Annotated in this window: 9 protein-coding genes and 3 rRNA genes; 4 read left to right on the top strand and 8 right to left on the bottom strand. The window is 67.6% G+C overall.

All coding sequences use genetic code 11. From position 1 onward, the window contains the following. Positions 1-393 precede the first annotated feature (393 nt). On the top strand, positions 394-1,146 hold the full coding sequence (locus ACE1OA_RS32335; RefSeq protein ID WP_432753803.1) for a transporter substrate-binding domain-containing protein: 753 nt from the start codon (positions 394-396) through the stop codon (positions 1,144-1,146). A gap of 104 nt (positions 1,147-1,250) precedes the next feature. On the opposite strand, the gene ACE1OA_RS32330 is transcribed toward ACE1OA_RS32335, so the two are convergent. From ACE1OA_RS32330 to ACE1OA_RS32320, 3 genes are all read right to left on the bottom strand, one after another. Then, positions 1,251-1,871 (bottom strand): L-threonylcarbamoyladenylate synthase, encoded by a 621-nt coding sequence (locus ACE1OA_RS32330; protein WP_356601677.1) that lies wholly within the window; start codon positions 1,869-1,871, stop codon positions 1,251-1,253. Positions 1,872-2,053: 182 nt separating this feature from the next. After that, positions 2,054-2,644 (bottom strand): Type-2Aa cytolytic delta-endotoxin, encoded by a 591-nt coding sequence (locus ACE1OA_RS32325; RefSeq protein ID WP_356601678.1) that lies wholly within the window; start codon positions 2,642-2,644, stop codon positions 2,054-2,056. Between the two features lie 132 nt (positions 2,645-2,776). Beyond that, a complete protein-coding gene (locus ACE1OA_RS32320) occupies positions 2,777-5,578 on the bottom strand; it encodes an FAD/NAD(P)-binding protein (protein ID WP_432753802.1) in 2,802 nt (933 codons plus the stop codon). Between the two features lie 289 nt (positions 5,579-5,867). On the opposite strand from ACE1OA_RS32320, the gene ACE1OA_RS32315 reads away from it, so the two are divergent. The 3 genes from ACE1OA_RS32315 to ACE1OA_RS32305 all read left to right on the top strand — a co-directional run bounded on the left by ACE1OA_RS32315 (position 5,868) and on the right by ACE1OA_RS32305 (position 7,341). Further along, positions 5,868-6,329 (top strand): RrF2 family transcriptional regulator, encoded by a 462-nt coding sequence (locus tag ACE1OA_RS32315; protein ID WP_432753801.1) that lies wholly within the window; start codon positions 5,868-5,870, stop codon positions 6,327-6,329. Between the two features lie 101 nt (positions 6,330-6,430). Then, entirely contained in the window at positions 6,431-6,832 is a 402-nt protein-coding gene (locus tag ACE1OA_RS32310; protein WP_356778576.1) for a VOC family protein, read from the top strand. Next, on the top strand, positions 6,829-7,341 hold the full coding sequence (locus tag ACE1OA_RS32305; protein ID WP_356601682.1) for a DinB family protein: 513 nt from the start codon (positions 6,829-6,831) through the stop codon (positions 7,339-7,341). The genes ACE1OA_RS32310 and ACE1OA_RS32305 overlap by 4 nt, the downstream gene beginning before the upstream one ends. Positions 7,342-7,453: 112 nt before the next feature. Here the strand turns inward: ACE1OA_RS32305 and ACE1OA_RS32300 are convergent, their stop codons facing one another. The 5 genes from ACE1OA_RS32300 to ACE1OA_RS32280 all read right to left on the bottom strand — a co-directional run bounded on the left by ACE1OA_RS32300 (position 7,454) and on the right by ACE1OA_RS32280 (position 14,632). Beyond that, positions 7,454-8,749 carry an MFS transporter gene (locus ACE1OA_RS32300; RefSeq protein WP_384873652.1) on the bottom strand — a complete coding sequence of 432 codons (1,296 nt, stop codon included), beginning with the start codon at positions 8,747-8,749 and terminating at the stop codon, positions 7,454-7,456. Further along, positions 8,746-9,282 (bottom strand): ArsR/SmtB family transcription factor, encoded by a 537-nt coding sequence (locus tag ACE1OA_RS32295; RefSeq protein ID WP_356601684.1) that lies wholly within the window; start codon positions 9,280-9,282, stop codon positions 8,746-8,748. The genes ACE1OA_RS32300 and ACE1OA_RS32295 overlap by 4 nt, the downstream gene beginning before the upstream one ends. A 217-nt stretch (positions 9,283-9,499) precedes the next feature. Continuing rightward, a 5S ribosomal RNA gene (gene rrf / locus ACE1OA_RS32290) occupies positions 9,500-9,616 on the bottom strand. Between the two features lie 79 nt (positions 9,617-9,695). Further along, positions 9,696-12,820: ribosomal RNA gene (locus ACE1OA_RS32285) — 23S ribosomal RNA — on the bottom strand. A 286-nt stretch (positions 12,821-13,106) separates the two neighbouring features. Further along, positions 13,107-14,632: ribosomal RNA gene (locus ACE1OA_RS32280) — 16S ribosomal RNA — on the bottom strand. The 16S, 23S and 5S rRNA genes sit together here, the layout of an rRNA operon. Positions 14,633-15,214 lie beyond the last annotated feature (582 nt).

Here is a 15,214-nt window from a genome sequence, read left to right as displayed (position 1 = left end):
ACAGTATGCAGCCCCGGCGGCTCCCAGAACAGAACCTGAAACGAAGCCGAGGACACGGCTTCGTGAATGCCCGGAACGAGCCCTGATCCGACGTCTCACCAAGTGGACGATCTTGTCCGGCAGGCGACTGTGGCCTTGTGCCGCCACCTCTCCGAAGCCGGCCTCACAGCGCCTCTGACCTGCATCGACGGTGCCCGGCAGGCCGGCCGGAGCGCCGGCGGACGGAGCGGCGGGCGAAGCGGACGCGAGGGAGTCGACTGCGCCGTCCGGGGTCCACGGAAGCAGACCCTCCACCCCGGAATCAACCCGTCCGGCCGGGTCCTCACGGCGGCCGGCCGAGGCCCCGGGCGCCCGCCGGACCATGGCCCGGCCGCACGGCCTACACTCCGCTCCATGAAGATCGTTCCTGTGGGCGTCGCCGAGGACCTGGCCCCCACCGGCGTGCTCCGGGCGTCGATCAACCTGGGCAATCCGGTGCTCGCCCAGGGCACCCCGGCGGAGCCGGCCGGTTTCACCGTCGACCTCGCCCGGGAGATCGGCGCCCGCCTCGGCGTCCCCGTGGAGTTCGTCTGCTTCGACGCGGCACGGAAGTCGTACGAGGCGATGGCGACGGGCCGGGCGGACCTCTGCTTCCTCGCGGTCGAGCCGGCCCGGGAGGCCGACGTCGCCTTCTCGGCGCCGTACGTCGTGATCGAGGGGGTCTACGCGGTGCCCCGGGACTCGGCCCTGCGGACGGTCGCCGACGTCGACGCGGAAGGTGTGCGGATCGGGGTCAAGGAGGGGTCGGCATACGACCTGTTCCTGACGCGTACGCTGCGGCACGCCGCTGTGGTGCGCGGGGCGGAGGGCGTGGACGCGTTCCTCGCCGAGGGTCTGGACGTCGCGGCCGGCATCCGGCAGCCGATGACGGAGTTCGTCGCTCGGCACCCCGAAGTGCGGCTGATCGAGGAGCGGTTCATGCAGATCCGGCAGGCCGTGGGCACGACGGTCGCACGACGTCCGGAGACCGTCCGTTTCCTCCGTGCGGTGGTCGAGGAGCTGAAGGCCTCGGGCTTCGTGGCCGACGCCCTGCGCCGCTCGCACCGGTCCACGGCACTGGTCGCCCCGCCCGCCGGAGACGATCCTCCGGGACGCCACCCGCGCTGATCCGCCGCCGGCCCCGTTCCGTCGCCCGCCGGTCCCGTTCCGTCGCCCGCCCCGCCGCGCCGCGGGACACGCGCGGGCGCGACGACGGGCCGGACGCCTCGCGCCTACTCGAAGCGGCTCGTGTCGCCCGCACCCCGGCGGACGATCTCGACGTCGCCACCCGAGAAGTCGATCACGGTGGTCGGCTCCGTGCCGCAGTCACCGGAGTCGAGGACGACGTCCACCACGTGGTCGAGTCGTTCCTTGATCTCCCAGCCCTGCGTCAGCGGCTCCTCCTCGTCGGGCAGGAGCAGCGTGCTGGAGAGCAGCGGCTCGCCGAGCTCCTCCAGCAGGGCCTGGACGACGGCGTGGTCGGGGATGCGGACACCGACCGTCTTCTTCTTGGGGTGCAGCAGCTGCCGCGGTACTTCCTTCGTCGCGGGCAGGATGAAGGTGTAGCTGCCGGGCGTCGCCGCCTTCACCGCGCGGAACACGTCGTTGTCGACGTGCACGAACTGGCCCAGCTGCGCGAAGTTCTGGCACACCAGGGTGAAGTGGTGCCGGTCGTCGAGCTTGCGGATCGAACGGATCCGGTCGATCCCGTCACGGCTGCCCAGCCGGCTTCCCAGCGCGTAGCAGGAGTCCGTGGGATACGCGACCAGCGCACCGGAGCGGATGCTGTCGGCCACGCCGCTGATGACGCGCCGCTGAGGGTTCTCGGGATGCACGTCGAAGTATTTCGCCATTGGCCCAGTCTAGTTACCCGGCTCCCACCGGGCGGGACCGTCGGCTCCCGACCGCTCATGTCGGGCGCGGCGCGGGCACGCGGAGGAGCGGGGCCGGCCCGGGACGGCGGGCCGGTGCGGGGTGGACAGGACGGAGCGGCGCGGCCGTGGCCGCGACGGCGTCACCGTCGGTCGGACACCGGTCAGGCAGCGGGGCGGACGGCGGCGAGCAGCCGCTGGCGCACCACGATCGCGTTGAGCCGGATCGTGTACGGGGCGACGTCGGTGAGTTCCAGGGCGCCCGCCCCGGCCTTGTCCAGGCCGACGGTCACGTCGATGCAGAAGGCGATCGCGTACAGGTGGTCGCCGGTCTCCGCGTCCTGCAGGGCGAAGAACAGGTCCCGGTAGTAGGCGGTGCGGTCCGCGCCCTCCTCGTAGTACGACAGGCCCGGCTCGCCCTCCTGGGCGGCGAGCCCGGTGAAGGCGCCGGCGAGCTCCCGCTCGACGGTGTCCCAGAACCCGGCGGCGGCGAACTCCTCGGGGAGCGCCTGCCGCACGGCCTCCTTCAGGGACAGGACCATGACCAGGACGGGGGCCTCCTCCTGCAGTCCCCACCCGCGGACCATCTTCACGATGTCGCTGTCCGGGATAGCCGCGGCAGCGTCCCGGATGTTGTCGAAGTCGAAGTTGACCGTGGCGGGCGCGATGGACTCCTGGAACCGCCGCTCGATGCCGCGGGCCTGTTCCAGGTGTTCGGGACCCACCTCGATGACGGTCTTGAACGTGGCGGCCATGACTCCTCCTGTGGCGTGGTGGTGATCAAGAGGGGTCAGTATGACGATCCGCGGGTTCGGGAGCGACGCCGTCCCGCCGTGCGGGACGGCGGCCGGTGCCCGGGAGCCGTGGAGCGGTCCGCCGGCCGGCGGTCAGCCGCGCACGACGGCCAGTTCGGCTCGGTCCGGCGCCTCCGGGCCGCCGGCCGTGCCGGACCCGGGCCCACCGGCCCGCCCTGCCCCACGGGCGGGTGCGTCCAGGTCGACCAGCCGGCGCCGGTCGAGCGGGGACTCCCGCCGGTCCAGGCGCTCCTCCAGGAGCCCGCGGGCGGTGTCGCTCTGGCCTCCCTGCACCAGCGCGTACAGCAGCGTCTCCTCGACCACCTCGCGTTGTGCGGCGCTGCCTCCCACCCGCCGCAGGGAGGGCAGCAGGCCGCGGAGTTCGCGTGCCGCCGCGGTCCACCGTTCCTCCAGCACGGCCTCCAGGGCGCGGCAGAGCGGGACGACGACCTCCCGTTGGACGGCGTCGGCGCCCGCGGCGTGCGTACGGAGCCGGCGCAGCGCGGGCAGGTCCCCGGCGGCGGTGAGGGCGACGGCGCCGTGCAGGGCGGTGAACGCCGTCGCGGGCCGTTCGACCAGGTCGCGGGAGACCGCGTCCAGTACGCCGTCGACGGGCACGCGCCCCGTCCAGTTCCGGGACATGTGGGCCCGCCACAGCAGCGATCCCGAGTCCACCAGCGCCCGTACCCCGGTCACCTGGCGCGGTGCGAGCTGCGAGTGCCAGCGGCGGCGGACGGCCGCCGCGTCGTCCAGGGCGAGTTCGTGCAGTGCCACGTGCCAGGAGAAGTGCGCACGGTGCACGGCGCCGCGCCCCTGGCCGCCGATCCACCCGTCGAGCCAGTCGCGGCCGACGCGGTGGTCGCCGGACTCGTAGTGGACGTGGGCGAGGGCGTGGACGGCGTGGCCGGACGCGGGCTCGGCGGCGAGGGCGACCCGGGCGAGTGCGCCGGCCTCGTCGATGCGCCCCTGTTCCTGGCGGAGGAAGGCGAGCAGCGAGGTGTGGAACCAGTGGCCGTCGTACGCCGGCGCGGTCCGTTCGACCAGCCGTTGCGCCAGCGTGCCGTCGAGGTCACCGACGCCGGCGAAGGCGATCGTCGGCACCGCGATGCTGAGCGCGAAGGCGTCGCCGGGATAGCGGTCCAGGTGGTCGATGAGCGCCGTGTCACCGTCGCGGTCCGCGCCGGTGCCGGTCGCCGTGTGCGAGGCGACGCGGCGGGTGACGACGTCGACGAAGGAGCGCTCCCGTTCGTCGCCGCGTTCCCGCACGCTGCGCTGGGCGTCGGCGAGTTCCCGGGCGACGTCGACGTCCGCACCGGACTCGTGGCCGAGCAGGGCGAGCGCCGCGTGCCCGAGGGCGAAGCCGGGGTCCAGTTCGGTGGCGCGCGCGAACGCCTCCACCGCCTTCGCCCGCACGGTGACGACCCGGGCGAGGCCGCTGCGGAAGGACGACGCCGCGGCGGCGTGCGTGGACAGCGGCAGGCCGAACTGGTCCGTGGGCCGGCGGCGGGTGGCCCGGTGGGCTGGCGTGAACGGCGCGAGGACGGCCTCGGCGACCTCCTTGGCCTGGGCGCGGATCTCCGGGATGGCGGTGGTCTCCCACAGTTCGCCGCGGCGGGGCGAGCCGAGGGTGTACAGCTGCCGCCCGGCACGCCCCCGGACGTCGACGAGCCGGCCGGCGTCCGTGGCCACCCCGATGCCCAGCGGGCCGGGCGCGGCGAGGCCGTCGGCCAGCAGCCCGCTCCAGAGCGGGTCGCCGGCGCCCTCGGCCCGCAGGCCCGGTCCCGTGCAGTCCACGACCCACGCGACCCGCAGTTCCCGGCCGTCCGCGAGCCCGACGGCGAGGCCGCCCTCGGCGGTGGGCGTGGCGGAGGCGATCCGTCCGGCGTGCACGCGCAGCCGGCGGGCGGACCGCAGCCGGGCGACGGTCTCCGCGGTGGCCGGAGCCATCCGGTGCCGGTGCACGTTCCACCGGGTGGCGTCGCGGCCGAGGAACTCGGCCCGTTCGTCGTCCCCGAGGCCCTGCCACAGCCCGGCGATCCGGGGCCGGAGCCCGTCGAGGGCGGGCCGCCAGTCGCCGTGGTCGCGCAGGCAGGCCGCGAAGTGCCGGCGCAGGGCCGTACGGAGCCGGTTGAGCGGCAGGTCCTCCAGCCCCGGGGGCGGGGGCACCGGCGGCAGCGGGGCGACGGCGTGCGGCCGGGGCAGCAGCCCGCTGCGCGACACGGCGTGCACCGTACGGCCGGGCCGGTCCAGGACGAGGGCGAGGTCGACCGCGGTGAGCCCGGTGCCGACGAGCAGGACGTCGTCGCGCTCCCCCACCGCGTCGAGCGCGCCCGGCGCCCACGGACGCCCGACGAAGCGCTCGGAGGCGGTGAGTCCGGCGGGTGCCCAGCCGGCTCCGCCCGCGGCCGGGCCGGTCGCCAGGACCACGCTGTCGGCGGTCACCGCGCCCCCGTCGGCGAGGGCGAGGGTGACGCGTCCGTCGGCGGCCTCGGTGCAGCGCGTCGCCCTGGTCCGCAGCCGCCGCACGGCGACCGTGCCGTGGGCGGTGATGATGGCCCGCCCGAGGGTGTCGGCCAGGTAGGAGCCGAACCGGTACCGGGAGGCGAAGTCGGTGGCGTCGACGGCCGATTCGCCGTGCCGGCAGAGCCAGCGCAGGAAGTGGCCGGGGTCGTCCGGATAGCAGCTCATGCCGCCGACCGGGACGTTCAGCCGGTGCTCGGGGACCTCGGTGGCGTACGCGGTGCCCCGGCCCGCCTCCGCGGCCGGGTCGATGAGCAGCAGGTCGATCGGGGTGCGCCGGCGGGCGGCCGCCTCGCACAGCTGGACGGCGACGAGCGCTCCTGCCGCGCCGGCGCCGACGACTGCCACGGTCGATCGCGGATGAGCGGTCACCACGGGTACCTCCGAGCAAAGGCTGGTCAGGGGTGGGACGGACTGCCGAGGGTCGTGCGCCGACGCGTGCGACCGTGACGGGCCGCCGAGCGGATCGCGCTCGTGCCCGGCGTCGGCCGCCGGGCGAAGTTCACTATGTCGATGAACAATGTGCAGTGACAACCCCGCCTCGCCGACAACGCGCGCATCCCCGAATGACGTTGGCGAGAAAGCGCGCATCGGCCGCGCACGGGTGGACGAACCGGGTGTCCGCGGAAGGACGCATTCGCGCCGACCGTGAGACATTGAGCCGGTGAGGATCTCAGCAAGAACGGACTACGCGGTCCGGGCGATGGCCGAACTGGCCTGCTCCCCGGACCGTCCCCTCAAGGCGGAGGACATCGCGGCCCGCCAGGACATCCCCGTCCGCTTCCTCTTCGTCGTCCTCAGCGAGTTGCGCCAGGCGCGGCTGGTGCGGAGCGCGCGCGGCCCGGAGGGCGGCTACAGCCTCAGCCGCCCTGCCGGCGATATCACCCTCGCGGACGTCATCCGCGCGATGGACGGCCCCCTCGTCAGCGTGCGCGACCTGAAACTGACGGGCCTGGAGTACCAGGGCGCCGCGGCGCCGATGCCGGACGTGTGGCGCGCGGTCCGCACGAGCCTGCGCCAGGTCCTGGAGGGCACGACACTCGCCGACCTGGCGGCGGGGACCCTGCCCCAGCTCGTCCGGGACCGGGCCCGGGAGTACACGGACGACGTACGGCTCTATCCCTGAGGTCCCCTGCCGACGCCACGGGCGCGAGCCCTCGGCGCCCCCTGCGCCTCGCGCGCCGGTCCCCCTGTACACGGTCCGCCGGGTCGGAGATCCTTCGGAGCGTGACTTCTTCGCAGAGCGATCCCACCTGGCCCCGGAACATCAGCGTCGTCACCCTCTTCGCCGAGGACCTCGAGGCCACGAAGAGCTTCTACGAGGAGGTCTTCGGGCTTCCGGTGACCTTCGAGGACGAGGACTCGGCCGTGTTCGGCTTCGGGAACATCCTCGTCAACCTGCTGAAGATCCCGGCCGCGGGCGAGCTGATCGAGCCCGCCCGGGTCGCCGATCCGGCGGCCGGGGCACGCCTCCAGCTCACGCTTCCGGTCGACGACGTGGACGCGATGTGCAAGCAGCTGACGGCCCGCGGGGTGACGTTGCTGAACGGCCCCGTGGACCGCCCCTGGGGTGTGCGGACCGCCAGCTTCCAGGACCCCGCCGGTCACATCTGGGAGATCGCACGGTGACCGCTGCCACCGCACCGGACGTCGAGGTCCGGGCGCTCCTGTCCGCCCTCGCGTCCCAGCGCCGCCACGTCCTCGGCATCGTCGACGGCCTGGACGAGCGTGCCCTGCGGCAGCCGGCCCTGCCGTCCGGCTGGACGTGCCTGGGTCTCGTGCAGCATCTCGCGCTCGACGTGGAGCGGTTCTGGTTCGGTGCGGTGGTCGCCGGCGACAAGAAGGTGATCGCGGCGCTGGACGACGCGGCCGACGCCTGGCAGGTGGCTCCCGGCGTCTCCGCGCAGGAGGTGCTCGACCGCTACCGCGCGGAGACGACGCTCGCCGACGCGGTGGCCGAACAGCTGCCGCCGGACACTCCGTTGGCGTGGTGGCCGCATCACCTCTTCGGCGAGCCCCATCTCCACAGCCTGCGGGACGTGCTGCTGCACGTCATCACCGAAACGGCGTGCCACGCGGGCCACTTGGACGCGGCCCGCGAGCTCCTCGACGGCCGCCGGTGGCTGGTCCTTCCCTGAGACCGAACCCGGGATCCGCCGGTCCGTGAGGGCGGCGAGGGCATACGCCCGTCCCCCGGCGAGCACGGCGGGGTCCGCCACCAGACATGTCGTGACGCCTTCGCGGCAGGCGTCACGACGAGTCGGGTGCGCTCTCCCGGACGGGAGCCTTGGATGCCGGGCGTTCCGGACCGCCGGCCGGGGCGGCGGCACGCAGCGCCGCTTCCACCCGTCGGTTGCCGGTCATGGATGCCGTGACGGCCGTCATCGCCAGGAGGAGGACGGCGGCGGCGTAGAGCGGGGTGCGGATGTCGTAGGCGGTGGCCAGCCAGCCGCCGAGGAAGGCCCCGATGGGTGCGGCGCACATGGCCAGCATGCGGGAGGTGGAGGCGACCCGGCCCATGAGGTGGGCCGGGACGATCGCCTGCCGGAGGGAGGGCCCGAGCACCATCGTGGCGCCCATGCCGGCGCCGCAGACGGCGAGCGCCAGCCCGGCCACGTACGGGTTCGGGGCAGCGGCAAGGCCCAGGATGGCAAGCCCTTCGACTGCGGCCGTACAGGTCAGCGCTGTGCCGGTGCCGAGTCGCCGGCCGAGGTAGGAGGCGATGCCCGCCCCGAGCAGACCGCCGGTGGCCTCCGCGGTGAGGAGCAGGCCGAAACCGTAGGTGTCGATGCCCAGCCGGTCGTGCGCGAAGAGGGCGAGGACGGTCTCCACGGCGAGGAAGGCGACGTTCCCGACCGCCGGGCGGAGCGCGAGCCCGAGCAGCAACCGGTCCCGGAAGACGTACGAGGCCCCGGCACGCGCCTGCCGGAGCAGCGACTCGCGGACCTCCGGCACGGGCCGCGGTATGGCGGGCAGCGTCCGTACGAGCAGCGCGGACACCAGGAACGACACCGCGTCGGCGAGGAGCGGAACCGCCCGCCCGAGCGCGAGCAGCGCGCTGCCCGCAGGCGGCCCCGCGAAGCCGGACATGGCGGTCTGGGCGCCGCGCAAGCGTGAGTTGGCGCGCTCCAGGAGTGCGGGGTCGCGGCCGAGCAGATCCGGCAGATAGGCCGTGGCTGCCGTGTCGAAGAAGAGTCCGCCGAGGCCGAGCACGAAGGCGACGGCCGCCAGCAGCGGAATGCTCAGCACGTCGAGCGCGGCCGCTGCCGCCGGGATCACGAGCAGCACCGCACGCGCCGCGTCCATGACCCACATCGTGCGCCGGCGGTCCCAGCGGTCCACCAGCGCACCGCCGAGCACCCCGAAGAGCAGCCACGGCAGCGTCCCGGCGGCCGCGACGACGGCCAGGGCCATCGGCTCCCGCGTCAACGTCAACGCGAGCAGCGGCAGCGCGGCATGCGACACCCCGTCACCGAGCGAGGACACCGTCTGCGCGGTCCACAACCGTCCGAACCCGGTCGGCAACTTCCGTACGTCCGAGGTCACTTGGCGCCCCCCTGGGCCTGCTCGCGCGATGCCGGGTGGAACAGTGCGAAGACGAGTGACGCGTCCGGCAGCGACGGATCGGACAGCTCCCGGTACTCGTCCGCCAGTGCCTGCAGCCGCGCACCCAGCTGCGCGAACTGCTCCTCGGTGAGCCGCAGATGCGCCATCCGTACGTGCCGGTCGTCCACCGGCGACGCCTCCAGGTCCGCCACCGCATGGCGCATCAGCACATCCGGCCCACCCTCGCCCGGATCCGGCAGCGCGATCGACCGCGCGGCCATCGCGTAGTACCGCTCGGTGACACCCCGCACCTTTCGCGTCCGCACCACCTTCACCAGGCCGGCCCGCTCCAGCAGCCGTACGTGATAGCTGGAGCTCCCCTTCGCCAGGCCCACCCGCTCGGCGATCTGCGTGATCGTCGCGGGCTCGAAGCGGAGCACGGCCATGATCCGGTGGCGCGTGAGGTTGGAGACGGCGCGCAGCTGTTCGTCCGTGGTGACGTGCAGCGTCTCGGGAAGGTCATCGGTAGGCATGCACGCAATGGTCAACGATCCTTGACCATTGCGCAAGGGGATTGCGCGCGGACCTCCAGAACCTGCTGACCGGCGCGCGAGACCTCCGTCGAAACCCCCTTCTCTTCCGGGATCACGCCGCACTCGGCACGTCGCAGCGCCTCTCGCCGGTCCGCGGCCGGGTCCGGAACGCAGAAAAGCCCCGCACCATAAGGTGCGGGGCTTTCCCACAATGATTGTTCGGCGGCGTCCTACTCTCCCACAGGGTCCCCCCTGCAGTACCATCGGCGCTGAAAGGCTTAGCTTCCGGGTTCGGAATGTAACCGGGCGTTTCCCTAACGCTATGACCACCGAAACTCTATGAAATAAACAAACTCCAGCCGACAAGGGGCGAGTTCGTTACTTCAGAACTAACACAGTGGACGCGAGCAACTGAGGACAAGCCCTCGGCCTATTAGTACCGGTCAGCTCCACCCATTACTGGGCTTCCACATCCGGCCTATCAACCCAGTCGTCTACTGGGAGCCTTACCCTCTCAAGGAGGTGGGAATACTCATCTCGAAGCAGGCTTCCCGCTTAGATGCTTTCAGCGGTTATCCCTCCCGAACGTAGCCAACCAGCCATGCCCTTGGCAGGACAACTGGCACACCAGAGGTTCGTCCGTCCCGGTCCTCTCGTACTAGGGACAGCCCTTCTCAATATTCCTACGCGCACAGCGGATAGGGACCGAACTGTCTCACGACGTTCTAAACCCAGCTCGCGTACCGCTTTAATGGGCGAACAGCCCAACCCTTGGGACCGACTCCAGCCCCAGGATGCGACGAGCCGACATCGAGGTGCCAAACCATCCCGTCGATATGGACTCTTGGGGAAGATCAGCCTGTTATCCCCGGGGTACCTTTTATCCGTTGAGCGACGGCGCTTCCACAAGCCACCGCCGGATCACTAGTCCCGACTTTCGTCCCTGCTCGACCCGTCGGTCTCACAGTCAAGCTCCCTTGTGCACTTACACTCAACACCTGATTGCCAACCAGGCTGAGGGAACCTTTGGGCGCCTCCGTTACCCTTTGGGAGGCAACCGCCCCAGTTAAACTACCCATCAGACACTGTCCCTGATCCGGATCACGGACCGAGGTTAGACATCCAGCACGACCAGAGTGGTATTTCAACGGCGACTCCACCATGACTGGCGTCACGGCTTCAAAGTCTCCCACCTATCCTACACAAGCCGAACCGAACACCAATATCAAACTGTAGTAAAGGTCCCGGGGTCTTTCCGTCCTGCTGCGCGAAACGAGCATCTTTACTCGTAGTGCAATTTCACCGGGCCTATGGTTGAGACAGTCGAGAAGTCGTTACGCCATTCGTGCAGGTCGGAACTTACCCGACAAGGAATTTCGCTACCTTAGGATGGTTATAGTTACCACCGCCGTTTACTGGCGCTTAAGTTCTCAGCTTCGCAACCCCGAAAGGTCACTAACCGGTCCCCTTAACGTTCCAGCACCGGGCAGGCGTCAGTCCGTATACATCGCCTTACGGCTTCGCACGGACCTGTGTTTTTAGTAAACAGTCGCTTCTCGCTGGTCTCTGCGGCCACCCCCAGCTCACGGAGTAAATCCGATCACCAGTGATGGCCCCCCTTCTCCCGAAGTTACGGGGGCATTTTGCCGAGTTCCTTAACCATAGTTCACCCGAACGCCTCGGTATTCTCTACCTGACCACCTGAGTCGGTTTAGGGTACGGGCCGCCATGAAACTCGCTAGAGGCTTTTCTCGACAGCATAGGATCATCCACTTCACCACAATCGGCTCGGCATCAGGTCTCAGCCTTAATGTGTGACGGATTTGCCTATCACACGGCCTACACCCTTACCCCGGGACAACCACCGCCCGGGCTGGACTACCTTCCTGCGTCACCCCATCGCTTACCTACTACCATCTTGGGTCAGCGGCTCCACCACTCCCCTTTGCCCGAAGGCTCCAGGGCGGCTTCACGGCCTTAGCATTAATGGGCTCGATATTGGGCGTTTCAAAGCGGGTACCGGAATATCAACCGGTTGTCCATCGACTACGCCTGTCGGCCTCGCCTTAGGTCCCGACTTACCCTGGGCAGATCAGCTTGACCCAGGAACCCTTAGTCAATCGGCGCACACGTTTCTCACGTGTGTATCGCTACTCATGCCTGCATTCTCACTCGTGAACCGTCCACAACTCGCTTCCGCGGCTGCTTCACCCGGCACACGACGCTCCCCTACCCATCACAGCACCCGTTGGGGCTTAATTGCTGCAATGACACGACTTCGGCGGTACGCTTGAGCCCCGCTACATTGTCGGCGCGGAATCACTTGACCAGTGAGCTATTACGCACTCTTTCAAGGGTGGCTGCTTCTAAGCCAACCTCCTGGTTGTCTCTGCGACTCCACATCCTTTCCCACTTAGCGTACGCTTAGGGGCCTTAGTCGATGCTCTGGGCTGTTTCCCTCTCGACCATGGAGCTTATCCCCCACAGTCTCACTGCCGTGCTCTCACTTACCGGCATTCGGAGTTTGGCTAAGGTCAGTAACCCGGTAGGGCCCATCGCCTATCCAGTGCTCTACCTCCGGCAAGAAACACACGACGCTGCACCTAAATGCATTTCGGGGAGAACCAGCTATCACGGAGTTTGATTGGCCTTTCACCCCTAACCACAGGTCATCCCCCAGGTTTTCAACCCTGGTGGGTTCGGTCCTCCACGAAGTCTTACCTCCGCTTCAACCTGCCCATGGCTAGATCACTCCGCTTCGGGTCTAGAGCGTGCAACTCAATCGCCCTATTCGGACTCGCTTTCGCTACGGCTTCCCCACACGGGTTAACCTCGCTACACACCGCTAACTCGCAGGCTCATTCTTCAAAAGGCACGCAGTCACGACCCATTGGGTAAACCCAATGAGCGACGCTCCCACGGCTTGTAGGCACACGGTTTCAGGTACTATTTCACTCCGCTCCCGCGGTACTTTTCACCATTCCCTCACGGTACTATCCGCTATCGGTCACCAGGGAATATTTAGGCTTAGCGGGTGGTCCCGCCAGATTCACACGGGATTTCTCGGGCCCCGTGCTACTTGGGTGTCTCTCAAGCAAGCCGTATGAATTTCAGCTACGGGGGTCTTACCCTCTACGCCGGACCTTTCGCATGTCCTTCGCCTATTCATACGGTTTCTGACTCGCCTCACAGCCGGCAGACTGTGAAAGAGAGATCCCACAACCCCGTATGCGCAACCCCTGCCGGGTATCACACGCATACGGTTTGGCCTCATCCGGTTTCGCTCGCCACTACTCCCGGAATCACGGTTGTTTTCTCTTCCTGAGGGTACTGAGATGTTTCACTTCCCCTCGTTCCCTCCACATGCCCTATGTGTTCAGGCATGGGTGACAGCCCATGACGACTGCCGGGTTTCCCCATTCGGAAACCCCCGGATCAAAGCCTGGTTGACGGCTCCCCGGGGACTATCGTGGCCTCCCACGTCCTTCATCGGTTCCTGGTGCCAAGGCATCCACCGTGCGCCCTTAAAAACTTGGCCACAGATGCTCGCGTCCACTGTGTAGTTCTCAAGCAACGACCAGCCACCCATCACCCCACCACAACGTGGCGAGTTCACTGGGGCCGGCATCGCGAAGATACAAACCTTACGGCCGTACCCTCAGACACCCAACAACGTGCCAAGCGTGAGCCACCGTCCGTCCCTTCCGTTCCACGCCGAAGCAGTACTAGGAAGACCTTCAAATCACTCACGCCAACTAATCAACGTTCCACCCATGAGCTGACCGTGCAGAACGTTTGCCTGCAATCGGTACTGTGCTCCTTAGAAAGGAGGTGATCCAGCCGCACCTTCCGGTACGGCTACCTTGTTACGACTTCGTCCCAATCGCCAGTCCCACCTTCGACAGCTCCCTCCCACAAGGGGTTGGGCCACCGGCTTCGGGTGTTACCGACTTTCGTGACGTGACGGGCGGTGTGTACAAGGCCCGGGAACGTATTCACCGCAGCAATGCTGATCTGCGATTACTAGCAACTCCGACTTCATGGGGTCGAGTTGCAGACCCCAATCCGAACTGAGACCGGCTTTTTGAGATTCGCTCCGCCTCACGGCATCGCAGCTCTTTGTACCGGCCATTGTAGCACGTGTGCAGCCCAAGACATAAGGGGCATGATGACTTGACGTCGTCCCCACCTTCCTCCGAGTTGACCCCGGCGGTCTCCTGTGAGTCCCCATCACCCCGAAGGGCATGCTGGCAACACAGGACAAGGGTTGCGCTCGTTGCGGGACTTAACCCAACATCTCACGACACGAGCTGACGACAGCCATGCACCACCTGTATACCGACCACAAGGGGGGCACTATCTCTAATGCTTTCCGGTATATGTCAAGCCTTGGTAAGGTTCTTCGCGTTGCGTCGAATTAAGCCACATGCTCCGCTGCTTGTGCGGGCCCCCGTCAATTCCTTTGAGTTTTAGCCTTGCGGCCGTACTCCCCAGGCGGGGAACTTAATGCGTTAGCTGCGGCACCGACGACGTGGAATGTCGCCAACACCTAGTTCCCAACGTTTACGGCGTGGACTACCAGGGTATCTAATCCTGTTCGCTCCCCACGCTTTCGCTCCTCAGCGTCAGTAATGGCCCAGAGATCCGCCTTCGCCACCGGTGTTCCTCCTGATATCTGCGCATTTCACCGCTACACCAGGAATTCCGATCTCCCCTACCACACTCTAGCCTGCCCGTATCGGATGCAGACCCGGGGTTAAGCCCCGGGCTTTCACACCCGACGTGACAAGCCGCCTACGAGCTCTTTACGCCCAATAATTCCGGACAACGCTTGCGCCCTACGTATTACCGCGGCTGCTGGCACGTAGTTAGCCGGCGCTTCTTCTGCAGGTACCGTCACTTTCGCTTCTTCCCTGCTGAAAGAGGTTTACAACCCGAAGGCCGTCATCCCTCACGCGGCGTCGCTGCATCAGGCTTTCGCCCATTGTGCAATATTCCCCACTGCTGCCTCCCGTAGGAGTCTGGGCCGTGTCTCAGTCCCAGTGTGGCCGGTCGCCCTCTCAGGCCGGCTACCCGTCGTCGCCTTGGTGGGCCATTACCCCACCAACAAGCTGATAGGCCGCGGGCTCATCCTTCACCGCCGGAGCTTTCAACCAGCTTCCATGCGGAAGCCGGTGTTATCCGGTATTAGACCCCGTTTCCAGGGCTTGTCCCAGAGTGAAGGGCAGATTGCCCACGTGTTACTCACCCGTTCGCCACTAATCCACCCCGAAGGGCTTCATCGTTCGACTTGCATGTGTTAAGCACGCCGCCAGCGTTCGTCCTGAGCCAGGATCAAACTCTCCGTGAATGTTTACCCGTAATCGGGTGCACACATCACGAGAGCGGAACGACCAGTCGGAATAGGACCGGTCGTTCACAGCGTCCTCGCTGTGTTTTTTGCCTACCTGCCACAAGGGCCAGTAGGACTTCAAAGGAACCTCGACCATCCGAAGATGGACGGGGTATCAACTAATCTGGCGTTGATTTTTGGCACGCTGTTGAGTTCTCAAGGAACGGACGCTTCCTTCGTACTCACCCTCTCGGGCTTTCCTCCGGGCATTTTCCCTTCGGTCTTGCATTTTCGAGTCTATCAGACTTTCCATCCGATTTTCCCGGTGCTTTCCGTGCCTGGCGCTTTCGCTCCGGGCCCTTCCGGCGGTTCCGACTCTATCAGACCGTTTCCGGCCTGATTCCCAGTCAGCGGGTTCTGTCATTGCGGCCGTTGGGCCGTTCCGACGTCCCGAACTCTAGCGGATCATTCCGGCGCTTCCCGCATCGGGCCGCCGAATCCCGAAAACGGAAATGAATTCGGGCAGGCCGAAATACATCCCGGAGGGAGATCGTGCTGGTGTTGGGGTTGCCGCGTGAGCGGCGGGAGTTGCGGCCGCAG

It is taken from the genome of Streptomyces sp. JL2001, from assembly GCF_050917515.1.
In the GTDB taxonomy this organism is placed as follows: Bacteria; Actinomycetota; Actinomycetes; order Streptomycetales; family Streptomycetaceae; genus Streptomyces.
Note: the sequence above shows the minus strand (reverse complement) of the source record. Positions and strands in the feature narration are given on the sequence as shown.